22 protein-coding genes are annotated in these 21,311 nt (G+C 75.5%); 8 read left to right on the top strand and 14 right to left on the bottom strand.

Annotated features, from left to right (window positions below; all coding sequences use genetic code 11):
- Positions 1 to 375 (bottom strand): MerR family transcriptional regulator (locus tag GSF02_RS00005; protein WP_235915264.1); only part of this gene is annotated, 375 nt, incomplete at its 3' end.
- 191 nt (positions 376 to 566) lie between these two features.
- Here GSF02_RS00005 and GSF02_RS00010 point away from each other — a divergent pair.
- Entirely contained in the window at positions 567 to 857 is a 291-nt protein-coding gene (locus tag GSF02_RS00010; protein WP_159791521.1) for a WhiB family transcriptional regulator, read from the top strand.
- A gap of 215 nt (positions 858 to 1,072) precedes the next feature.
- On the opposite strand, the gene groES is transcribed toward GSF02_RS00010, so the two are convergent.
- Complete coding sequence (groES, locus tag GSF02_RS00015; RefSeq protein WP_159791523.1) at positions 1,073 to 1,369, bottom strand: co-chaperone GroES; 297 nt, start codon at positions 1,367 to 1,369, stop codon at positions 1,073 to 1,075.
- A 200-nt stretch (positions 1,370 to 1,569) separates the two neighbouring features.
- On the opposite strand from groES, the gene GSF02_RS00020 reads away from it, so the two are divergent.
- On the top strand, positions 1,570 to 2,844 hold the full coding sequence (locus tag GSF02_RS00020) for a class I SAM-dependent methyltransferase (RefSeq protein WP_159791525.1): 1,275 nt from the start codon (positions 1,570 to 1,572) through the stop codon (positions 2,842 to 2,844).
- Positions 2,845 to 2,949: 105 nt separating this feature from the next.
- Positions 2,950 to 4,104: a glutamate--cysteine ligase gene (locus tag GSF02_RS00025; RefSeq protein WP_159791527.1), complete on the top strand. Its 1,155-nt coding sequence runs from the start codon at positions 2,950 to 2,952 to the stop codon at positions 4,102 to 4,104.
- 70 nt (positions 4,105 to 4,174) lie between these two features.
- On the opposite strand, the gene tsaD is transcribed toward GSF02_RS00025, so the two are convergent.
- Positions 4,175 to 5,224 (bottom strand): tRNA (adenosine(37)-N6)-threonylcarbamoyltransferase complex transferase subunit TsaD, encoded by a 1,050-nt coding sequence (gene tsaD / locus GSF02_RS00030; protein WP_408003844.1) that lies wholly within the window; start codon positions 5,222 to 5,224, stop codon positions 4,175 to 4,177.
- A 146-nt stretch (positions 5,225 to 5,370) separates the two neighbouring features.
- Here tsaD and GSF02_RS00035 point away from each other — a divergent pair, with 146 nt between their 5' ends.
- Positions 5,371 to 5,988, top strand: a complete 618-nt coding sequence (locus tag GSF02_RS00035) for a malonic semialdehyde reductase (protein ID WP_159791531.1) — start codon at positions 5,371 to 5,373, stop codon at positions 5,986 to 5,988.
- A gap of 117 nt (positions 5,989 to 6,105) precedes the next feature.
- Here GSF02_RS00035 and GSF02_RS00040 read toward each other — a convergent pair whose 3' ends face one another.
- The 6 genes from GSF02_RS00040 to GSF02_RS00065 are packed head-to-tail and all read right to left on the bottom strand — an operon-like array spanning position 6,106 to position 11,225.
- Positions 6,106 to 6,993, bottom strand: coding sequence for a sulfurtransferase (locus GSF02_RS00040; RefSeq protein WP_159791533.1), 888 nt, complete (start codon positions 6,991 to 6,993; stop codon positions 6,106 to 6,108).
- Complete coding sequence (gene rimI, locus GSF02_RS00045) at positions 6,990 to 7,535, bottom strand: ribosomal protein S18-alanine N-acetyltransferase (protein WP_328798976.1); 546 nt, start codon at positions 7,533 to 7,535, stop codon at positions 6,990 to 6,992. Before rimI ends, GSF02_RS00040 begins: the two co-directional genes overlap by 4 nt.
- A gap of 11 nt (positions 7,536 to 7,546) precedes the next feature.
- Positions 7,547 to 8,284, bottom strand: a complete 738-nt coding sequence (gene tsaB, locus GSF02_RS00050) for a tRNA (adenosine(37)-N6)-threonylcarbamoyltransferase complex dimerization subunit type 1 TsaB (protein ID WP_159791535.1) — start codon at positions 8,282 to 8,284, stop codon at positions 7,547 to 7,549.
- A 10-nt stretch (positions 8,285 to 8,294) separates the two neighbouring features.
- Complete coding sequence (gene tsaE, locus GSF02_RS00055; RefSeq protein ID WP_235915265.1) at positions 8,295 to 8,840, bottom strand: tRNA (adenosine(37)-N6)-threonylcarbamoyltransferase complex ATPase subunit type 1 TsaE; 546 nt, start codon at positions 8,838 to 8,840, stop codon at positions 8,295 to 8,297.
- Positions 8,837 to 10,279: an alanine racemase gene (alr, locus tag GSF02_RS00060; RefSeq protein ID WP_159791539.1), complete on the bottom strand. Its 1,443-nt coding sequence runs from the start codon at positions 10,277 to 10,279 to the stop codon at positions 8,837 to 8,839. The genes tsaE and alr overlap by 4 nt, the downstream gene beginning before the upstream one ends.
- A 13-nt stretch (positions 10,280 to 10,292) precedes the next feature.
- Positions 10,293 to 11,225, bottom strand: coding sequence for a pseudouridine synthase (locus tag GSF02_RS00065; protein WP_159791541.1), 933 nt, complete (start codon positions 11,223 to 11,225; stop codon positions 10,293 to 10,295).
- A 157-nt stretch (positions 11,226 to 11,382) separates the two neighbouring features.
- Here GSF02_RS00065 and GSF02_RS00070 point away from each other — a divergent pair, with 157 nt between their 5' ends.
- Both GSF02_RS00070 and GSF02_RS00075 read left to right on the top strand, forming a co-directional pair.
- Positions 11,383 to 11,868, top strand: coding sequence for a glutathione peroxidase (locus GSF02_RS00070; protein WP_159791543.1), 486 nt, complete (start codon positions 11,383 to 11,385; stop codon positions 11,866 to 11,868).
- A gap of 75 nt (positions 11,869 to 11,943) precedes the next feature.
- Positions 11,944 to 13,482 carry an MFS transporter gene (locus GSF02_RS00075; protein ID WP_159791545.1) on the top strand — a complete coding sequence of 513 codons (1,539 nt, stop codon included), beginning with the start codon at positions 11,944 to 11,946 and terminating at the stop codon, positions 13,480 to 13,482.
- 8 nt (positions 13,483 to 13,490) lie between these two features.
- On the opposite strand, the gene GSF02_RS00080 is transcribed toward GSF02_RS00075, so the two are convergent.
- A complete protein-coding gene (locus tag GSF02_RS00080; protein ID WP_159791547.1) occupies positions 13,491 to 15,077 on the bottom strand; it encodes a bifunctional ADP-dependent NAD(P)H-hydrate dehydratase/NAD(P)H-hydrate epimerase in 1,587 nt (528 codons plus the stop codon).
- 65 nt (positions 15,078 to 15,142) lie between these two features.
- On the opposite strand from GSF02_RS00080, the gene GSF02_RS00085 reads away from it, so the two are divergent.
- Positions 15,143 to 16,195 carry an LLM class F420-dependent oxidoreductase gene (locus tag GSF02_RS00085; RefSeq protein WP_159791549.1) on the top strand — a complete coding sequence of 351 codons (1,053 nt, stop codon included), beginning with the start codon at positions 15,143 to 15,145 and terminating at the stop codon, positions 16,193 to 16,195.
- A gap of 145 nt (positions 16,196 to 16,340) precedes the next feature.
- Here GSF02_RS00085 and GSF02_RS00090 read toward each other — a convergent pair whose 3' ends face one another.
- The 4 genes from GSF02_RS00090 to glmS all read right to left on the bottom strand — a co-directional run bounded on the left by GSF02_RS00090 (position 16,341) and on the right by glmS (position 20,193).
- Positions 16,341 to 17,312 (bottom strand): IS481 family transposase, encoded by a 972-nt coding sequence (locus GSF02_RS00090; protein ID WP_159791551.1) that lies wholly within the window; start codon positions 17,310 to 17,312, stop codon positions 16,341 to 16,343.
- Positions 17,313 to 17,406: 94 nt separating this feature from the next.
- Positions 17,407 to 17,757, bottom strand: a complete 351-nt coding sequence (locus GSF02_RS00095; RefSeq protein WP_159791553.1) for a holo-ACP synthase — start codon at positions 17,755 to 17,757, stop codon at positions 17,407 to 17,409.
- Positions 17,754 to 18,194 (bottom strand): nucleoside triphosphate pyrophosphohydrolase family protein, encoded by a 441-nt coding sequence (locus GSF02_RS00100; RefSeq protein WP_235915266.1) that lies wholly within the window; start codon positions 18,192 to 18,194, stop codon positions 17,754 to 17,756. Before GSF02_RS00100 ends, GSF02_RS00095 begins: the two co-directional genes overlap by 4 nt.
- A gap of 94 nt (positions 18,195 to 18,288) precedes the next feature.
- Entirely contained in the window at positions 18,289 to 20,193 is a 1,905-nt protein-coding gene (glmS, locus tag GSF02_RS00105; protein WP_159791555.1) for a glutamine--fructose-6-phosphate transaminase (isomerizing), read from the bottom strand.
- 118 nt (positions 20,194 to 20,311) lie between these two features.
- Between glmS and GSF02_RS00110 the strand changes: the two genes are divergently transcribed.
- Positions 20,312 to 21,205 (top strand): DUF72 domain-containing protein, encoded by an 894-nt coding sequence (locus GSF02_RS00110; RefSeq protein WP_235915267.1) that lies wholly within the window; start codon positions 20,312 to 20,314, stop codon positions 21,203 to 21,205.
- Positions 21,206 to 21,311 lie beyond the last annotated feature (106 nt).

The raw sequence follows: 21,311 nt of genomic DNA on the forward strand, positions 1-21,311 counted from the left end.
CGCGCGCGGCTCGTCATCGCCCTCGGGCTCGGGCGCCGCCGGCTCGTCCTCGTCGGGCGCGCCCGGCGCGACCCGCACGTCGACCGGGGCGTCGAGCTCGGGGCCGTCCGCCTCGAGCGCCGCCCGGGCGGCGTCGACCGGCGCCACGCCCTCGAGCGTGAGCCGGCGCATGACGAGGAGCCGCGCGACGTCCTCGGGCGTGTAGCGGCGGTGCGAGCCCGCGGTGCGCCCGGACGGGCCGAGGCCGTACCGCCGGTCCCACGTGCGCAAGGTGGCGGGCGCGACCCCCAGACGCCGGGCGACAGCCGCGACGGCGAGGCCAGGGCTCGACGTGCGGGACCTGTCCTCGTCCTGGGCGGGCCGGGAGGAAGTCATGGCTCGATTCTGCCGACGCCCTCCTGGCCCCGCCACCGCGCCTCGCCTGGTGGCGCGGTTTTGGCCCTCGTAACGCGCCAACCTCGGACGACACAACCCCGAACCCGGTCAGAACTTGAGCACCGAACATCTTGACGTCGAGAGAAAACCGGTAGTTGAACAACTTCTGCACAACTTGTAGGTTGTTCGCCATGACGGAGATCTCGAGGCTTCCTGGTCCGATGATGGAGCTCTGGGAGTGGCAGTACCAGGGTGCGTGCCGCGACGCGGACGACACCCTGTTCTTCCACCCGGAGGGCGAGCGAGGGTCCACCCGCCGCCGACGCGCCGAGGCGGCCAAGGCGATCTGCCGCACCTGCCCGGTGATGATGCAGTGCCGCGAGCAGTCGCTGCGCGTGCGCGAGCCGTACGGCGTCTGGGGCGGCCTGTCCGAGGACGAGCGGGCCGCGATCCTCGCCGGCACGGACCGCAAGACCGGCTGATCCCCGCGCCCGGTCGGCCCCGCAGCACGCGGCGCCGACCCGACGAACGATCCCGGCCGCACCGGCTGACGCAGCGTCGCGCCGCCGGCCCCGGTCTCCCCGTCCCGGGCACGACGGGATCTGGACGCGCGAAGGCCCCCGCACCTCGAGGTGCGGGGGCCTTCGTCGTGCGGGGCCCGGTCGCGGGCCCCGTCGTCAGCGACCTGCCGGCAGGCTCAGTCGACGACGACGGCGAGGATGTCGCGGGCGGAGAGCACCAGGTACTCCTCGCCGGCGTACTTCACCTCGGTGCCGCCGTACTTGCTGTAGATGACCTTGTCACCGACCTTGACGTCGACCGGGATGCGGGCGCCCTTGTCGTCGAAACGACCCTCGCCCACGGCCAGGACCTCGCCCTCCTGGGGCTTCTCCTTGGCGGTGTCCGGGATGACCAGGCCGGAAGCGGTCGTGGTCTCGGCCTCGACGGCCTTGACGACGATCCGGTCCTCGAGCGGCTTGATGGGGACCGACACGTCGGACCTCCTTGTTCGCTGTGACTGCGTGGATGGACTAGGTCGCGCCCGGAGGCTGGCCGTCGTCGCGGGTGCCGGCGCAGCGCGCGTGCGCTGCGACCAATCTAGGAGCGCCGTTAGCACTCTGACAAGTCGAGTGCCAAGGTCGGTAGTGATCGCGGCCGTCCGGGCCCGGGCGTGCCGTCTGGGACCATGGTCGGGTGGACGCCTCGACCCTGAGCAAGCTGCTCAGCCCGGACGGCTGGGCACTGCTCGGCTCGCTCCCCCCGTACGACGAGCAGCGTGCCATGGCGCTCGCCATGCGCCTGCGGGAGGCAGGCGTCGACCCCGACCTGGCGGCCGCCGCGCTCACGCAGTCGCGCCTGCGGGCCAAGGCCCGCGCCAAGCTCGGCGGCTTCGCCGACGGCATGCTCTTCACGCCCGACGGCGTCGAGCAGGCCACCCGCCTGGTCGTCGCCGCGCTGCACGCCCGCCGGTACCTCGCGGCCGGCGTCACCCGGGTCGCGGACCTCACCAGCGGCATCGGCGCCGACGCCCTCGCCTTCGCCGGCGTCGGCCTGCGTGTGCTCGCCACGGACGTCGACGAGATCACCGCGGCGATCGCGACCTTGAACCTGCGCCACTTCCCCGAGGCCGAGGTGCGCCACGGCGACGGGCTCGCCCTCGACCTCGCCGCCGAGGGGGTCGACGGCGTCTACGCCGACCCCGCCCGCCGCACCCGCGGCGGCAGGCGGCTGTTCGACCCGAGCGCCTACGCCCCGCCGCTCGACGCCGTCTGGGCGCTGCGCGACCAGGTCCCGGCGCTCGGCATCAAGGTCGGGCCCGGCATCGCGCACCAGGGCCTGCCCGCCGACGCCGAGACGCAGTGGGTGTCGGTGGACGGCGACGTCGTCGAGGCCGGGCTCTGGTTCGGGCCGCTCGCGCCGGCCGGTCCGGGCCGCTCGGCGCTCGTGCTGCGCACGGTGCCCGGCGACGACGGCGAGCCGCGGACGCTGACCCGCACGCTGCGCGCGCGTGGCGGCTCCGGTGGCGCCGCGCCCGGCGGGGACGACGACCTGGTGCCGGACGTCGGCGCGGTGGGCCACTACCTGTACGAGCCGGACGGCGCCGTCGTGCGCGCCGGCCTCGTGGCGCACGCCGCCGCCGAGCTGGGCGGGCGCCTCCTGGACCGCACGATCGCCTACGTCACCACCGACGCGCCGGCGCCCGCCGACGCCGTCGACCCGGCCACCGGCCGCGCCCCGGTCGCCACCGGCTACCGCGTGCTCGACGTCATGCCGTTCGGCCTCAAGCGGCTCAAGGCGTACCTGCGCGAGCGGGGCGTCGGGCGCCTCACGATCAAGAAGCGCGGCACCGCGGTGACGCCCGAGCAGCTGCGCTCGCAGCTGTCGCTCAAGGGCGACGCCGAGGCGACGCTGGTGCTCACGCGCGTGGACGGCGCCCAGCAGGTGCTCGTCGTCGAGCCCCTCGGCTGACGCCCGCCGCGCGGCGCGGCCCGCGCCGGTCCGGTGCCCGCCGTGCGCCGGGTCCGCTGCGCGCCCGGCACGCGCGCGGGCCCCGCGACGTGTGAGCATGAGCGCATGGTGCTGGACTTCGCCCCCTCGCAGCGCTCCACGGTGGGCCTGGAGTGGGAGCTCGCCCTCGTCGACGCCGACTCGGGCGACATGCGGCAGGTGGGCCCCACCGTCGTCGAACGGCTCGCGACCCCGGACGGCTCGCCGCACCCCCGCGTGCACCCGGAGTTCCTGCGCAACACCGTCGAGCTGGTCAGCGGGGTGTGCACGACCGTGGCCGAGGCCGGCCGCGACCTCGAGCGCGCGGCGCAGGAGGTGCGCGGCGTCACCGACGCCATGCGCGTGGAGCTCATGTGCGCCGGCACCCACCCGTTCTCCCGGTGGGTCACCCAGAAGGTCACCGCCAAGCAGCGGTACCAGACGATCATCGACCGCGCCCAGATGTGGGGCCGCCAGCTGCTCATCTACGGCGTGCACGTGCACGTCGGCGTCGAGGACCGCGACAAGGTGCTGCCGATCGTGCGCAGCCTGCTGGTCTACTACCCGCACCTGCAGGCGCTCAGCGCGTCGTCGCCGTTCTTCGACGGCAGCGACACCGGCTACGCCTCGATGCGCGCGCTGCTGTTCCAGCAGCTGCCCACCGCCGGGCTGCCCTACCAGTTCGAGCGCTGGGACCAGCTCGAGCGGTACGTCGACGACATGGTGCGCACCGGCGTCATCGACGGGTTCGACGAGGTGCGCTGGGACGTGCGGCCCTCGCCGCGGTTCGGCACCGTCGAGGTGCGCGTGTGCGACGGCGTCTCCAACCTCGCCGAGCTGCTGTCCCTCGCGGCGCTGACGCACTGCCTCGTCGAGCACCTGTCGACCATGATCGACGAGGGCCTCCCGCTGCCGACCATGCCCCAGTGGTACGTGCAGGAGAACAAGTGGCGCGCCGCCCGCTACGGCATGGACGCGATCATCATCCTCGACGACGATGGCAACGAGGAGCTCGTCACCGACGCCGTGCGGCGGCTGGTCGACGAGCTGGCGCCCGTCGCCGAGCGGCTCGGCTGCACCGGCGAGCTGCGCGGCGTGCTGGACATCATCGAGCGGGGGGCGTCCTACCAGCGCCAGCGCGCGGTCGCTGCCGCCCACGGCGGTGGGCAGGAGGGCCTGGAGGCGGTCGTCGCCCGGCTCGTCGAGGAGATGCGCGCCGGGCACCCCCTCCCGCCGAGATAGAGAGGGGCCTCTCTATCTCGGCGCGAGGCCTCTCTATCTCGGCGCGAGGCATCTCTATCTCGGCAGCGTGTCAGAGGCTGACGGTCGTCAGCGGCATCTGGGAGTCGACGCCGAAGTCCAGGCTCGACGGCGCCACGCCCGCGCGCACGACGGCGGAGCCCAGCGCGGCGATCATCGCGCCGTTGTCCGTGCAGTAGCGGATCGGCGGGATGCGCAGGTCGATCCCGGCCTCGGCGCACCGCTTGGCGGCGAGCTCGCGCAGCTGGCTGTTGGCGGAGAAGCCGCCGCCCACCACGAGGGTCTCGACCTCGTGCCGGCGGCACGCGGCGATCGTCTTGGCGGTCAGCACGTCGACCACGGCGGCGGCGAACGAGGCAGCGACGTCACCCACGGGCACCTCGCGCCCGGAGTCGCGGCAGCTCTCGACCCACCGGGCCACGGCGGTCTTCAGGCCGGAGAACGAGAAGTCGTAGGCGTGCTTCTCCTGGTCCTTCGCCGCGGTCAGGCCGCGGGGGAACCGGATCGCCTCGGGGTCGCCCTCGCGCGCCAGGCGGTCGATGTGCGGGCCGCCCGGGTACGGCAGCCCGAGCAGGCGCCCGACCTTGTCGAACGCCTCCCCCGCCGCGTCGTCGAGCGTCGAGCCCAGCTCGGTGACCTTCGTGGCGACGTCGTCGACGAGCAGCAGCGAGGAGTGCCCGCCGGAGACGACCAGCGCCATGACACGCTCGGGGAACTCGCCGTCGACGAGCTGGTCGACGGCGGCGTGCCCGATGACGTGGTTGACGCCGTACAGCGGCTTGTTCAGGCCGACGGCGAGCGCCTTGGCGGCGGACGTGCCGATCGTCAGCGGGCCCACGAGGCCCGGACCCGCCGTGACGGCGATCGCGTCCACCTCGGACAGGTCGACGTCGGCCTGGCCGAGGGCCTTGCCGATCGTGGGGATCATCGCCTCGAGGTGGGCGCGGCTGGCGACCTCGGGGATGATGCCGCCGTAGCGGGCGTGCTCGTCCATCGAGCTCGCCGTCGCGTCCACGAGCAGCTCGTTCCCGCGCACCAGCGCGACGCCCGTCTCGTCGCAGGACGTCTCGATACCGAGGACGAGGGGGTCACCGGAAGCCATGCCCCCCATTGTCCCCCACCAGCCCCGGTGCGGGGACGCCGGCCGGCGCACGCCGTCGGCGACAACGGCAGCCCGGGGCAACCGTTGTGGCGCACCTCACTGTTGAAGGTGGAATCACCCTCGCACGGCCCCGCGTTCCCGCAGACATGACCGAGACGATCTCCACCTCCGCGCTCGCCGTCGCCGACGACGTCGCGGACCTGCTCTTCCGCTCCGCCCGCACCACCATGCACTGGACCGACGCCGAGGTGACCGACGAGCAGATCGCCGCCGCCTGGGACCTGGCGAAGTTCGGCCCGACCGCGATGAACACGCTGCCGCTGCGCTTCCTCGTGGTCCGTTCCACCGAGGCGAAGCAGCGCCTGATCGCGCACATGGCCGACGGCAACAAGGCGAAGGTCGAGGCCGCCCCGGTCTCCCTGGTCCTCGCCGCGGACCCCGCGTTCCACGAGCACCTGGACGTGCTGTTCCCGGTCTACCCGGGCATCAAGGACCAGCTCGCGCCGGCCGCCGAGACGCGCGAGGGCATGGCCCGCACCAACGCGCTGCTGCAGGCGGGCTACCTCATCCTGGCCCTGCGCGCCGTCGGCCTGGCCGCCGGCCCGATGAACGGCATGGACTTCGACGGCGTCGACGGCGAGTTCTTCGCCGAGTCGGGCTGGAAGTCGTTCCTGGTCGTCAACGTGGGTCAGGCCGAGGGCGACGGCACGCCGCACCCGCGCCTGCCGCGCCTGGCGTTCGAGCAGGTCGCCGAGGTCCTCTGACCCCTCCCGCCCACCCCACCGTCGTGGGTGCAGGACACGCCGTGCGGATCGCGATCCGCACGGCGTGTCCCGTACCCACCACGGTCTGTGGCGGCCTGCGGGGTGGGTCTGGGGCGGTCAGGGGCGGGGGCCCGTCGCGGCCGGGCGCGACGGGTCGTTCGACCACTGCGACCACGAGCCCGGGTACAGCGCGGCGGTGACGCCGACCGCGGCGAGCGCGAGGACCTCGTGGCTGGCCGTGACGCCCGAGCCGCAGTAGACCCCGACCGGCCGCGGGTCGCCGGCCCGCACGCCGAGCGCGGCGAACCGCTCGCGCAGCGCCGCGGTGGGCAGGAAGGTCCCGTCCTGCCCCAGGTTGCCCGTCGTCGGCGCCGACAGCGCCCCGGGCACGTGGCCGGCCCGCGGGTCGACCGGCTCCACCTCGCCGCGGTAGCGCTCGGGCGCCCGCGCGTCGAGCAGCACGCCGTCGCCGGGCAGCTCCGCCGCCTCGTCGGCGTCGAGCACGGGCAGGTGGCCCGGGTGCACCACGACGTCGCCCGGCTCGGGCACCACCTCGCCCACCTCGAGCGGCAGCCCGCGGGCCACCCACGCGTCCAGGCCGCCGTCCAGCAGCCGGACGTCGGTCACCCCGAAGTAGCGCAGCAGCCACCACGCGCGGGCCGCCGACGTGCCGCCCACGGCGTCGTAGACCACGACGCGCGAGCCGGCCCGCACGCCCCAGCGGCGGGCGGCGGCCTGCAGCTGGGCGCCGCTGGGCAGGGGGTGCCGGCCGGCCTCGGGCGAGGCCGGCGCGGCGAGCTCGGTCTCCAGGTCGACGTAGACGGCGCCCGGCAGGTGGCCCGCCAGGTAGCGCTCCTGCCCGTCGGTCCGGCCCAGCGCCCAGCGCACGTCGAGCAGCACGGGTGCGCCGTCCGCCGGGTCGACGCCGGTCAGGCGCAGGTCGGCGGCGAGCTCGTCCACGGTGACGAGGACGGCGGAGCGGTCCTCCGGCCGGGCGGCGGTCACGCGGGCTCCCGCCCGGCGGCCGGCTCGAGCAGCAGGCGCATGGTGTAGGCGTCCTTGTCCTCGGGCTGGTAGTAGCGCCTGCGCACGCCGATCCGCTCGAACCCGAAGCCCTCGTACATCGCCAGCGCGGGCGCGTTGTCGACGCGCACCTCGAGCAGCACCGCGGCCGCGCCGAGCTCGACCGACCGCGCGATCAGGGCCTCCATCAACGCCCGCCCGACGCCGCGGCGCTGCCACGCCGGGTCGACACCGATCGTCATCACCTGGGTCACGTCACCGTCGAACCACAGGCCCGCGTAGCCGACGACGGGCCGCTGCCCGACGGTCAGCGTGGGGTCGTCGGCGCGGTCGGCCTCGGCGACCACGTACCAGCGCCCGAGCGCGGCGAGCTCGTCGGCGAGCATGCCGTACGTCCACGCGCCCGCCCCGAACAACCGGCGCTCCAGCTCCAGCACGCGGTCGAAGTCGCTCGACCGCAGGTCCCGCAGCCGCACCTCGCCACCTTCTCCACCGTCCGTCGTCGCCATCGCCGGCTGCGCCACGGCGTGCTCCGTCAGCCGGCCACGGCGCCCGTGGCGGGCACCACGCGCGGGCCGCCGGCCGGCACGTGCACGTCCGGGCGGCGCAGGTACAGCGGCTCGGTGGGCAGCTCCTGCCCGGCGTCGCGGCGCTGCAGCGCCACGCGCGCGAGCACCGCCGGGTCCGGCAGCAGCGGCGCGTCCTCGTCCAGGTCGAGGACGTCGGCGTAGAGGGACGCGCCCTCGCCGACGACGGCGAGGCGCCCGGCGCTCGGCCGCTCGGCGAGCCCGGCGGCCACGTCGGCGGCCTTCGCCACGTCCGGCCCGGCCACCGCCTCCACCACGGGCACGCCGTGCGTGGACTCGTGGGACACGACGCGGTAGCGGGCCCAGTAGACCTCCTTGCGGCGCGCGTCCGCGGCGACGAGCACCTCGTCGTCGGGCGCCAGGCCGAGGTCGGCCACCGCCTGCACGGCGAGCGCGTCGAGGCTGGGCACGCCGAGCACGGGCACGCCGAGGGCCAGGGCGAGCGTGCGCGCGGTGACCAGCCCGGCGCGCAGGCCGGTGAACGGGGCCGGGCCGGTGCCGGCGACGACGGCCGTCAGCGCCGTGCGGTCGGTGCCGGCGTCGGCGAGGACGGCGGTGACCAGCGGCGCGAGCGACTCGGCGTGCCGGCGGCGCTCGTCCACGCTGCGGGCCGCCAGGCGCTCGCCGGTCTCGGAGACCACGGCGACGGCGACGGCGGCGGAGGTGTCGATCGAGAGGACTGCCACGGTGCCCAGCCTAGTTCTCGGCGGAGGGGACGAGGCCGGCGACGAGACCGGCGAGGTCGACCGTCGCCCACCGCTCCCCGACGCCGCGCAGCGTCACGTGCCGCACCCCGGCGGAGGGGTCGTCCATGTCGACCTCACCGCCGTGCGGCCGCTCCAGGTCGATCTCGAGCCGGTCCTCCGTCAGCGCCTCGGCCAGGCCCCGGCCCCACTCGACCACGGTGACGGACTCCTCCAGCGAGGAGTCGAGGTCCAGCGCGTCGAGCTCGCCGAGCGACCCGAGCCGGTAGGCGTCCACGTGCACGAGGCCCGGCCCGCGGGTGCCGTCCTCGCGGGGCAGCGGCTCGTGCTCGCGGGCCACGATGAAGGTGGGCGAGGCCACCTGGCCGCGCACGCCCAGCGCTGCCCCGAGCCCCTGCGTCAGGGTCGTCTTGCCGGCCCCGAGGTCGCCCGTGAGGATCACCAGGTCGCCGGCGCGCAGCACCCCGGCCAGGGCGGCGCCGAGCGCCTTCGTCGTGGCGGCGTCGGGCAGGTCCGCCCGCGCCTCGGTCGAGCTCACGACCACGTCGCTTCCTCCCACTGCGTCGTCTGCGGCGCCGCGCCGCGGGGTGCCCCGCCGCCGGTGGCCGCCGGTTGCTGAGTCTGTGTCGCCGGTGCGGGCGTCGCCTGCGCCGGGCCGGTCGCGCCGTCCGGCTCCGTCCCGGCGGCGGGCGCGGCGTGCGGGCCGTCGTCCAGGACGTGCGCGCCCACGTAGGTGCGCGGCACCCGCGCGCCCAGCCGGGTCACGATCTCGTAGCTGATGGTGCCGGCGGCCTGCGCCCAGTCCTCGGCGCTGGGCACCGCCGACGCGTGCTCCAGCCCGTCGCTCTGGCCGAACAGCGTCACCACGTCGCCGGCCCGCTCGGTCGAGTACGGGCCGAGGTCGAGCACGACCTGGTCCATGCAGACACGGCCGGCGATGCGCACCACGCGGCCGCCGTCGTCGGCGGTGCCCCCGCCGGCCGGGCCCAGCCCCGCCGTCGCGGGACCGCCGACGTAGACGGGCCCGCCGACGCCGACCCGGCCGCCCGAAGCGTGGCGCGGGATGCCGTCGGCGTAGCCGAGCGGCACGACGCCGAGGGTCGTCTCCTGCGGCGTCGTGTACTGGTGCGAGTAGGACACGCCGTGGCCGGCGGGCACGCGCTTGACCGTGGCCAGCCGCGCCTGCAGGGTCATCGCGGGGCGCAGCCCGAAGTCGCCGGGGGCGCCGACCTGCGGCACCGGCGACAGCCCGAAGACCGCCAGGCCCGGACGCACGAGGTCGTACCGCAGCCGCGGCGCCGTCAGCGTCGCCGCCGAGGCCGCGATGTGCCGCAGCGCCACGGCGAGCCCGCCCGCCTCGGCGGCACGCACCGCGTCGTCGAAGGCGTCCGCCTGGGCGTCGAGCGAGGGGTGCCCCGGCTCGTCGGCGAACGCCAGGTGCGACCACACCCCCACGACCTCGACGAGGCCCTCGGCCTGCAGCGCCGCGGCGCGCGCGACGGCGTCGGGCCAGTCCGCCGGGACGATGCCGTTGCGCCCCAGGCCGGAGTCGATCTTCAGGTGCACCCGCGCGGTGCGGCCGGTGGCGCGGGCAGCGTCCGCCACGGCGTCGAGCGCCCAGGCGGCCGCGACCGACACGTCGACGTCGGCGGCCAGCAGGTCCTCGAACGGGGCGCCGGGGGCGTGCAACCAGGTGAGCACGCGCGCCCGGTCGGGACCGATGCCGGCGGCGCGCAGGGCCAGAGCCTCGGCCGCCTGCGCGACGCCGAGCCACGTGGCGCCGCCCGCGAGCGCCGCCCGGGCCGAGGGCACGAGACCGTGGCCGTAGGCGTCGGCCTTCACCACGGCCATCACCGCGGCGCCTGCGGCGTGGCCGACCAGGGCGCGGACGTTGTCGCGCACGGCCTCCAGGTCGACGACGGCGTGCGCCGGGAAGTCGGCCGGGAACGCGGGGGGCGTCGGCGTCGCGGGGGTCACGGCCCCGATTCTCTCACCGTCGCCACTCGCGCAGGGCGCGGCGGGACACGAAGCGCCGCGGCTCGCCGCTGCGCGGGTCGACGAACTCCAGGGAGCGGGCCAGCAGCTGCAGCGGCCGCTCGGGGTCGTCGGGGGCGTCGGGGCGCAGCACCGGCCAGAACGGGTCGTGCAGGATCGGCAGGCCGAGGGAGGCCATGTGCAGGCGCAGCTGGTGCGTCTTGCCGGTGTGCGGCTCGAGGCGGTACAGGCCCAGCCCGCGGCCCTCGTCGCGGGCCACGAGGTCGACCAGCGACTCCGCGTTCGGCTCGCCCGGCTCCTCGAGGGCGGGGGCGGTGCCGCGGTGCTTGACGATGCGGCTGCGCACCGTGGTCGGGAACGCGCGCGCCTCCGCGGGCAGCGGCGCGACCGCCTCGTAGACCTTGCGGACCTTGCGCCGGGCGAACAGCTCCTGGTAGGCGCCGCGCACCTGCGGGCGGACGGTGAGCACCAGCACGCCGGCCGTCGGCCGGTCGAGGCGGTGGGCCGGCGCGAGCTCGGGCAGGTCGAGCTCGCGGCGCAGGTGCACCAGCAGCGTCCGGGTCACCCAGCGCCCCCGCGGCATCGTCGCCACGAGGTGCGGCTTGTCCACCACGAGCAGGTCCCGGTCCCGGTGCAGCACCTCGATGTCGGCGAGCGCCGGGGCGGGCGGCTCGTCGGCGGGCGGGTCGCGGTACAGGAACAGGAACCCGCGCGGCTCGTACGGGGTGCGCTCGTCCACCGGCTCGCCGCGGCCCGTGACCACCTCCCCCGCGGCGACCTTCTCGCGCAGCCGATCGGCGTCGTCGGGGAAGCGCTCCAGCAGGTAGGCGACCGCGGTGCCCCACCGCGCCACCGAGGCCGGGTCGTGCGGCAGCACCAGCCGCGTCGGGTTGAGCCCGTCGCGCACGGGCAGGGGGTGGAAGGGCACCGGCCCATTGTCCCCGCCGGCCGGTCCCCCGGTCGTCCCCGCCCGTCCCTGCCCGTCCCTGCCCGTCCCTGCCCGTCCCTACCCGTCCCTGCCCGTCGTCCCGGCCCCCACCCGCCGGGTCTGTCGCCCCGGCACCCGGACGGGCAGGATGGGGGCCATGGGCGACCTCTACGACATCCCGTTCGAGCGCATGGACGGCACCACCACCACGCTCGCCGAGCACCGCGGGGATGTCGTCCTCGTGGTCAACGTGGCCTCCCGCTGCGGGCTGACGCCGCAGTACGCCGCCCTCGAGGCCCTCCAGGAGAAGTACGCCGACCAGGGCTTCACCGTGATCGGCTTCCCGAGCAACCAGTTCCTCCAGGAGCTGAGCACCGACGAGAAGATCGCCGAGTTCTGCTCGACGACGTACGGCGTGACCTTCCCCGTGGTGTCGAAGGTGCGCGTCAACGGCCGGCACGCCCACCCGCTGTACGAGGAGCTGAAGAAGACGCCGGACGCGAGCGGGCACTCGGGCCGCATCCGGTGGAACTTCGAGAAGTTCCTCGTGCTGCCCGGTGGGCAGGTGCGCCGGTTCGCGCCGACGACGGTGCCGGACGACCCGGCGATCCTCGCCGAGATCGAGGCGCACCTGCCGCGCTGATCCCGACCGCGGGCGCAGCGGCACCGCCGCGCCCGCGGCACCCGTGCAGGGGGATTCCTCTCCGCAGGAGCCGCGATGTCCCCGTCCTCCCCGTCCTCCCAGACCTCCGCCGGCGCCTCCGCGGGCACGACCGCGCCGCCCGACGCCCGCCGCTGGTGGGTGCTCGCCACCGTCGCGCTCGCCCAGCTCATGGTCGTGCTCGACGTGACGATCGTGAACATCGCCCTGCCGTCCGCGCAGGCCGACCTGGGCTTCTCCGACAACGACCGCCAGTGGGTCGTCACCGCGTACGCGCTCGCGTTCGGCAGCCTGCTGCTGCTCGGCGGCCGCCTGTCCGACCTGGTCGGCCGGCGCCGCACGTTCCTGGTCGGCCTCGTCGGCTTCGCCGGCGCCTCGGCGCTCGGCGGCGCGGCCCAGGGCTTCGGCATGCTGGTGGGCGCCCGCGCCGTGCAGGGCGCGTTCGGCGCCGTGCTCGCGCCGTCCGCGCTGTCGGTGCTGACGACGACCTTCACCGTGCCGCGGGAGCGCTCGCGCGCGTTCGGCGTCTTCGGCGGGATCGCTGGGGCGGGGGGCGCGATCGGCCTGCTGCTGGGCGGCTTCCTCACCGAGCACCTCACCTGGCGCTGGACGCTGTACGTCAACCTGGTCTTCGCGGCGCTGGCCATCGTGGGGGCGACGGCGTTCCTGCACCGCAGCCGCGGCGAGGCGCAGCGGCTCGACGTCGCGGGCGCCGTGCTCGGCGGCGGCGGCCTGCTCGCGCTGGTGTACGGCTTCTCCCGGGCCGAGCCCGAGGGGTGGGGCTCGCCGTGGACGTGGGGCCCGCTGGCCGTGTCCGTGGTGCTCCTCGTGGGGTTCGTGGTGCGGCAGCGTCGCGCCGGGCCGGGCGCGCTGCTGCCGCTGCCCGTGGTGCTCGACCGCAACCGCGGCGCCGCGTTCCTGGCCATCCTCGCCGCCGGGGCCGGCATGTTCGGCGCGTTCCTCTTCGGCACGTACTACCTGCAGACCCAGCTCGGCTACAGCCCCTGGACGACCGGGCTGGCGTTCCTGCCGCAGATCCTCGTGCTCGTCGCCGCCGCGCAGCTGTGCACCAACGTGCTGCTGCCCCGGCTCGGGCCCAAGCTGCTGGTGCCGGTCGGGCTGGCGGTGGCCGGCACGGGCCTGCTGCTGCTCGGCCTGCTCGACTCCGGCAGCGGCTACGCGACGCACGTGCTGCCCGGCCTGCTGGTCATGGGTGCGGGCATGGGCACCGCCATGCCCGCGTCGATCCAGACCGCGACCCTCGGCGTCGACCCCGACCACGCCGGCGTCGCCTCGGCGGTGGTGCCCACCGCCCAGCAGGTGGGCGGCGCCGTCGGCACCGCGGTGCTCAACACCCTCGCCGCGTCGGTGGCCACGGGCTACCTCACCACCCACGCCACCACCCGGCCCCCTGCGCCGGCGGTGCTGCGGCAGGCGGCGCTGGAGAGCTACACGGCGGCCTTCTGGGCCGGCGCCCTCGTCTTCGGCGTCGGCGCGGTCGTCACCGCGCTGGTGTTCCGCCGCCGGGGCGCCATCCCCGCCGGGACCCCCGCCTCCGTCGGACGCGCGGCGGGCCGCGCCCCGGCCGGCGCCTGAGGACCGGCTCAGCGCAGCGCCAGCAGCCCCGCCACCGTGGCCGGCAGCGCCCCGGCCACGTCGAGCGCGGCGACCGGCCCGCCCGGGTTCGCCCGCTCGGCGGCGCGGCCGTGCACCAGCGCTGCCGCGGCGGCGACCTCGGCGGCCCGCTCCGGGTGCGCCACCACCTCGGTCGAGCGCGCGGCGAGCATCGTGCCGAGCAGGCCGGCGAGCACGTCGCCAGCGCCCGCCGTGGCCAGCCAGCCCGGCGCGTCCGCCTGGGCGTACGCCCCGCCCGGCCCGACGACGACCGTGGCGCCGCCCTTGAGCAGCACGGTGGCCCCGGTCAGCTCGTGCGCCCGACGCGCCCAGCGCAGCGGCTCGGCGTCGACGTCCGTCCGCTCGACGGTCTCGCCCGCCGCGCGCAGCAGCGTCGCGAGCTCGCCGGCGTGCGGGGTGAGCACCACCCACGGCGGGCACGGCGCGTCGAGCAGCCCGAGCGCGCCGGCGTCGACGACGGCCGGCACCGGCCCGTGGCCGTCCCCGCCCCCCGTCGCGGCCGCGAGCGCCGCGCGGGCCCGCTCGCGCTGGCCGTCGTCCGGCCCCTCGGCCGGCAGGCCGGGGCCCAGCACCCACGCCTGCACGCGCCCGGCCGCGGTGACGACCTCGGGCCGCGCGGCCACCACCGCCCGGCCCACCGGCTCGGGCCCCAGGTAGCGGACCATGCCGGCGCCGGCACGCACCGCGGCGGTGCTCGCCAGCACCGCCGCGCCCGGGTACGTGGCGGTGCCCGCGACCACGCCCACGACGCCGCGCGTGTACTTGTGGTCGGTCGGGCCGGGCACGGGCCAGGCGCGGGCGACGTCCGCGTCCTCGAGGCGCACGACGGCGGGCCGCGCCGCGGCGCCGGGGGCGGGCAGCCCCAGCCCGAGGTCGACGACGGCGCCGCGGCCCGTCAGGTGCGTCGCGGGGGGCAGGAGCAGGCCGGGCTTGGCCGCGCCGAACGTCACCGTGCGGCCGGCGGGCAGCACCGGGCCGGGCACGGCGCCGTCGTCGACGCCGATGCCGGACGGGGCGTCGACGGCCACGACCCACGGCGCCGCCCCGGCGTCCGCGAGGCGGTCGCGCAGGGCGGCGACCAGCTCGGCCGCCAGCCCCCGCAGGGGGCCCGTGGCGCCGATCCCGACGAGGCCGTCGAGCACGACGTCGGCGGCCGCGACGTCGTCGAGCACCGCGTCCCAGCGCTCGCGCCCCGCGGGCTCGTGCAGCGCGACCACCCGCCCGCCGGCGCGCCGCAGCGCGGCGAGGCCGCCGGCGTGGGCGCGGGGGTCGACGAGGAGGGCGGTGACCGCCATCCCGCGCAGCGCCAGGTACGCCCCCGCGTGCAGCGCGTCGCCGCCGTTGTTGCCGGCGCCGACGAGCAGCACCGCGCGGGCGCCGCGGACCGGCCCGTCGGCCAGCTCGCCGTCGATCCCCGGCGCCGCGCGGCGGCGGGCGACGTCGCGGACGGTGACCACGGCCAGCGCGAAGGCAGCACGTTCCATGAGGGGTGCGCCCGCGTCGAGCAGCGGCCGCTCGGCGGCGCGCACGGCGCCGGACTCCCAGGCCTCGATCATGGGCACCACTGTGGCAGGCGGCGAGTGGCCGGGCACGCGATGACGTGCGGGCATACGCTGCGCGCATGCGATTCGGACTCTTCATCCCCCAGGGATGGCGCTTCGACCTGACCGACGTCGAGCCGGCGGACCACTGGAAGACGATGCTGTCTCTCCTCCACTACGCGGACAACGCGGCGGCCGGCGAGGCCGTCCCGGGCGGCCCCTTCGCGTGGGAGTCGGTCTGGGTCTACGACCACTTCCACACCACGCCGGTCCACAGCACCGAGGCCACCCACGAGGCGTGGACGCTGATGGCGGCGTTCGCGGCGGCGTCGCAGCGCGTGCGCCTCGGCCAGATGTGCACCTGCATGTCCTACCGGGAGCCCACCTACCTGGCGAAGGTCGCCGCGACGGTCGACCACGTCTCGGGCGGGCGCGTCGAGATGGGCATCGGCGGCGGCTGGTACGAGCACGAGTGGCGCGCGTACGGCTACGGCTTCCCGTCCGCGGGCGAGCGCCTGCGCGCGCTCGACGAGGGCGTGCAGATCATGGCCAGCATGTGGCGCACCGGCTCCTCCGGCACGTTCGAGGGCCAGCGCTACCAGGTCGACGGCGCGCTGTGCTACCCGCAGCCGCTGCAGCAGCTGCCCGTCGGAGCCGACGGCGCGGACGTGCCGAGCATCCCGCTGTGGATCGCCGGCGGCGGCGAGAAGAAGACGCTGCGCATCGCCGCGCAGCACGCCCAGTACACCAACTTCGACGGCTCGCCCGAGGGCTTCGCGCACAAGTCGGAGGTCCTGGCCCAGCACTGCAAGGACGTGGGCCGCGACTTCGACGAGATCACCCGCTCGGCGAACTACAACGTCGTGATCGGCGAGAACCAGGCCGAGATCGACGACCGGCTCGCCTGGATCGACGCGCACTACCGCAAGCACACCCCCGAGCACGCCGAGGGACAGATCGAGTCGTGGCGCAGCGGCCCGCTGGTCGGCACGCCGGAGCAGATCACCGAGACGCTGCAGGGCCTGAAGGACCAGGGCCTCGGCTACACGATCACCTACTTCCCGAACGCCGCGGCCGACCGGGACCAGATCGAGCTCTTCCAGCGCCAGGTCATCCCCGAGCTCCAGGACTGACCGCCTGCACCGACGGCGACGGCCCGGGACGCGAGCGCGTCCCGGGCCGTCGCCGTCCCTGGAGGGGTCGGGCACCGTCCGCGAGAGCCGAGGGAGCGCAGCGACCGGATCATTCGAGCCGACGGCGCCCAGCCCGGTCAGCGGCCTAGCTGTACTGACCCGGGACGTTGTTGACGCGGTCGATGGGTCGTTGGCCGCCGATGCCGGTGTGGGGCCGTTCTAGGTTGTAGTGGCTGAGCCAGCCGGGCAAGGCTGCGGTGCGTTGGTCGTTGGAGGTCCATACGCGGGCGTAGGCCCATTCGGTGGCCAGCGTGCGGTTGAGGCGCTCGGCCTTGCCGTTGGTCCAGGGGCAGTGCGGCTTGATGAACTTCAGCCGGATGCCCAGGGCGGTGGCGGTGTCAGCGAAGGCGCGCGAGGACCGGTAGTTCTTGGCGTTGTCGCTCAGGACGCGTTCGACGGTGATGCCGTGGGTGGCGTAGAACGCCGCGGCACGGGTCAGGAACCCGGCGCAGGTGGTGCCCTTCTCGTCGAGGTGGATCTCGGCGTAGGCCAGGCGGGAGTGGTCGTCGATCGCGGTGTGCACATAGTCGTAGCCGATGCCGCGGCCGCGGACCTGTTCGCTGCGCCCGTGGGCGCGCCAGCCGCCGCCGGCAGGGATGCGGCCGAGCTTCTTGACGTCGATGTGCACCAGTGCCCCGGGATAGGGGTGCTCGTAGCGGGCCGCCGAGCGGCGTGAGGCCCGGACCGGCGCCCCGGTGAGCGGGTCGCACTCGCGCAGCAGCGGGGTGTGGTGGCGGGCCAAGACCCGCCCCACGGTCGAGGCCGGTATCCCCACCCGGCGGGCCAGGTCCACCGGTCCGCGGCGGGCCAGGTGACGCCAGATGCGGATGCGGGTCTCGGTACACGCCGGCGTGCGGTGCGGACACGTACGCGGTCGTGAGGGCCGGTCGACCAGCCCCGCCCGACCCTGCTGCTGATAGCGGCGCCACCACCGCCAAGCCGTGGTGCGCGAGACGCCCATCTCCGCCGCGACGTGCGCGACCGGGCGCCCCGCGGCGATCCGACCGACCATGACCAGTCTCCCGGCAGGCGTCAGCCGGGCATTAGCGTGGGACACAAGAGACCTCCGTGCTCGAGTGAGAAGCCGTCAGACAGCTCCCACCCGACACGGAGGTCTCTTCCTACGTCAACAACCTGGTGGGTCAGTACACCTAGCCCTCCGCCACCACCATCGCCGACGCGATCCCCGCGTCGTGCGAGATCGACAGGTGCCACCGCGTCACCCCGAGCTCCTCCGCCCGCGCCTGCACCGTGCCGCGCAGCTCCACGCGCGGCGGCCCCCCGAGCACGCGGTGCACGGTCGCGTCGTGCCAGCGCAGGTCGCCGGGCGCGCCGAGGGCCTTGGCGATGGCCTCCTTGGCGGCGAACCGCGCCGCCAGGGACGACGCCGGCAGGTCGCGCTCCTCGGGCGTGAAGAGCCGCTCGCGCAGCCGCGGCGTGCGCTCCAGGGTCGCCATGAACCGCTCGACGTCCACCACGTCGATGCCCACGCCCACGATCACGCGCGCGCCCCCTCCGGCTCGCCGTCGCGCCGCTCGACGCCGTCCCGCCGCTCGGCCGCGTCCTTCGGCTGGAGGAGGTCCTGCGGCTCGACGAGGTGGCGCCAGCGGAACCACTTGCGCTCCAGCTCGGCGTCGAGGTCGACGCCGAACCGCCGCGCCACGAGCAGCAGCTGGGCCAGCACGTCGGCCACCTCGGCGCGGAACGCGGCGTCGGCGTCGTCTGCCGGTCGCCGCGAGCGCCCGGAGCGGGCCAGGTACGCCTGCACGAGCTCGCCCATCTCCTCGGACAGCTTGAGCACCAGCCAGTCGTCGGTGCGTTCCACGTCGAACCGGCGCTCGTAGACCCGGGAGATGACCTCCAGCTCGTCGGCGAGGTCGGCCAGCCGGGTGCCGCCGGCCGGGACGCCCGGGCGGGCGGGCGGGTTCGCGTCGCTCATGGGCCCGATCCTCCCAGACGACGGCGGGGCGGCGAGGTCAGTGCCTCGCCGCCCCGCCGGTGGCCGTCGGCCCGCGGTCAGCGGGCCCGGCGCGTCACTCCACGGTGACCGACTTGGCCAGGTTGCGCGGCTGGTCGACGTCGAGGCCCTTGGCGGTGGCCAGGGACATCGCGAAGATCTGCAGCGGCACCACGGCCAGCAGCGGCTGGATCAGCGTCGGCACCTGCGGGATCCAGAAGATCTCGTCGGCGTACCGGCGCACCTCGTCGTCGCCGTCCTCGGCGATGACCAGGGTCCGGGCGCCGCGGGCGCGGATCTCCTGGATGTTCGACACCACCTTCGAGTGCAGCGAGTCGCGGCCGCGCGGGGACGGCACGACGACGAACACCGGCTGCCCCTCGTCGATCAGCGCGATCGGCCCGTGCTTGAGCTCGCCCGCGGCGAAGCCCTCGGCGTGGATGTACGCCAGCTCCTTGAGCTTGAGCGCGCCCTCGAGCGCCACGGGGTAGCCCACGTGGCGGCCCAGGAACAGCACCGAGGTGGCGTCCTGCATCGACCGGGCCGTGGCGCGCACGTACTCGCCGCGCTCGATGACCGTCTGGATCTTGGCCGGCACGTCGCGCAGCTCGCCGAGCAGGTAGGCGACCTCGTCGGCGAACTTGTTGCCGCGCAGCTGGGCCAGGTACAGCCCGAGCAGGTAGGCGGCGGTGATCTGCGACAGGAACGCCTTGGTCGAGGCGACGGCGATCTCCGGGCCGGCGTGCGTGTACAGCACGGCGTCCGACTCGCGCGGGATCGTCGAGCCCTGGGTGTTGACGATCGACAGCACCTTCGCGCCCTGCTCGCGGGCGTGGCGCACGGCCATGAGCGTGTCCATGGTCTCGCCGGACTGCGAGATCGCGACGACGAGGGTCTTCTCGTTGAGGATCGGGTCGCGGTAGCGGAACTCGTGGGCCAGCTCAACCTCGACCGGGATGCGGCACCAGTGCTCGATGGCGTACTTGGCGACGTGGCCGGCGTACGCGGCGGTGCCGCAGGCGATGACGATGATCTTGTCGACGGCGCGCAGCACCGCCTCGTCGATGCGGATCTCGTCGAGCGTGAGCCGGCCGTCCACGTCGGTGCGGCCCAGCAGGGTGTCCGCCACGGCGTGCGGCTGGTCGTGGATCTCCTTGTCCATGAACGACTCGAAGCCGCTCTTCTCGGCGGCGGCCGCGTCCCAGTCGACGGTGAAGCGCTTGGCCTCGGCGGGCTTGTTCCGGAAGTCCACGACGTCGACGGACGTCGGCGTGATGGTGACGATCTGGTCCTGGCCGAGCTCGAGCGCCTCCTTGGTGAAGGCGATGAACGCCGCGACGTCGGAGCCGAGGAAGTTCTCGCCCTCGCCCAGGCCCACGACCAGCGGGGAGTCGTGCCGGGCGCCCACGACCTTCAGCGGGTCGTCGGCGTGCACGGCCAGCAGCGTGAAGGTGCCCTCGAGGCGGCGCGCCGTGGCGGCCATGGCCTCGGTGAGGTCGCCGGCGCGGCGGTACTCGCGCGCCAGGAGCTGGGCGGCGACCTCGGTGTCGGTCTCGCTGCGGAAGAAGACGCCCTCGGCGAGCAGCTCCTTCTTCAGCTGGGCGAAGTTCTCGATGATGCCGTTGTGGATGACGGCGAGCCGGTCGCCGTCGGCCAGGTGCGGGTGCGCGTTGACGTCCGTGGGGCCACCGTGGGTGGCCCAGCGCGTGTGCCCGATCGCGGCCGTGGCCTGCGGCATGGGGTGCGCCTCGATCTCGCCGACGAGGTTGCCCAGCTTGCCCGACTTCTTGGCGAACGCCACGTCGTCGCGCCCCGGGCCGACGAGCGCGACGCCGGCCGAGTCGTACCCGCGGTACTCCAGCCGGCGCAGGCCCTCCAGCGCCACCTCCAGGGGGTGCCCCGAGGGCACGGGGGTGGTCTCAGCGGTCGCGGGCTGACCTGCCGCCAGCCCGAGACCCGTGTACCCGACGATTCCGCACATGCCGGGGAGTCTAGTGGCGCCCGATGACGGTGCCTTCCCCCACCCGTGGGGCCGACGGGGTGACTTCCGTCGCTCGCCCGGACGGGTGAGCGGGGCCCGGGGCCCCTACCGTCGGGGCGTGCAACCGTCAGTCCGCGTCGGCCTGTCGGGGTGGCGCTACGCCTCCTGGCGCGGCCGCTTCTACCCCGCCGGCCTGCCCCAGCGCCTCGAGCTGGCCCACGTCGCCGCGACGTTCCCGACCGTCGAGCTCAACGGGTCCTTCTACTCGACGCAGCGCCCCAGCTCCTACCTGGCGTGGCGCGAGCAGACGCCGCCCGGGTTCACGTTCGCGGTCAAGGGCGGCCGGTTCGTCACGCACATGAAGCGCATGCGGGGCGTGCGCGTGCCGCTGGCGAACTTCTTCGCCAGCGGGGTGCTGGCCCTCGGCGACCGGCTCGGCCCGGTGCTGTGGCAGCTGCCGGAGCGCGAGCGGCTCGACCTGGACGTCCTGGCCGAGTTCCTCGGCCTGCTGCCGGCCTCGACCGCCGCGGCCGGGCGGCTGGCCGAGGAGCACGACGACCGGCTGCGGGCCGAGCCGTGGACCGACACCGACGCCGACCGCCCGCTGCGGCACGCACTGGAGGCACGGCACGAGTCGTTCACCGACCCGGCGGCGCTGCGGCTGCTGCGCGAGCACGACGTCGCCCTGGTGGTCTCGGACGGCGCCGGCCGCTGGCCGGTGCTCGACCACGTCACCTCCGCGCTGGTCTACGTGCGGCTGCACGGTCCCGTCGAGCCGCTGTACGCCACCGCGTACGACCCGCCGCTGCTCGACGCCTGGGCCGCGCGGGTGCGCGCGTGGCACGACGCGGGCCACGACGTCGTCGTCTACCTCGACAACGACGGCGACGCGCACGCGCCGCGGGACGCGCTCGGGCTGGCCGAGCGCCTCGCCGACCTCGCCGTGCCGGCGCCGGGCGACCCGGTCGCCGTCCCGGCCCGCGGCCGCGCCCGACGGCCCCCTGCGGCGTGACGGCGCCCGGCCCGGGTCCCACGTCGGGGCACGCTCCCGGGCTGCGGCAGAATCGGTCCGTGGCCGCCCTCTCCGAAGACGCGTCCGGCGCCGCGCCGTCCGCGTC

The sequence above is a fragment of the Puerhibacterium puerhi genome (assembly GCF_009846865.1).
In the GTDB taxonomy this organism is placed as follows: domain Bacteria; phylum Actinomycetota; class Actinomycetes; order Actinomycetales; family Cellulomonadaceae; genus Puerhibacterium; species Puerhibacterium puerhi.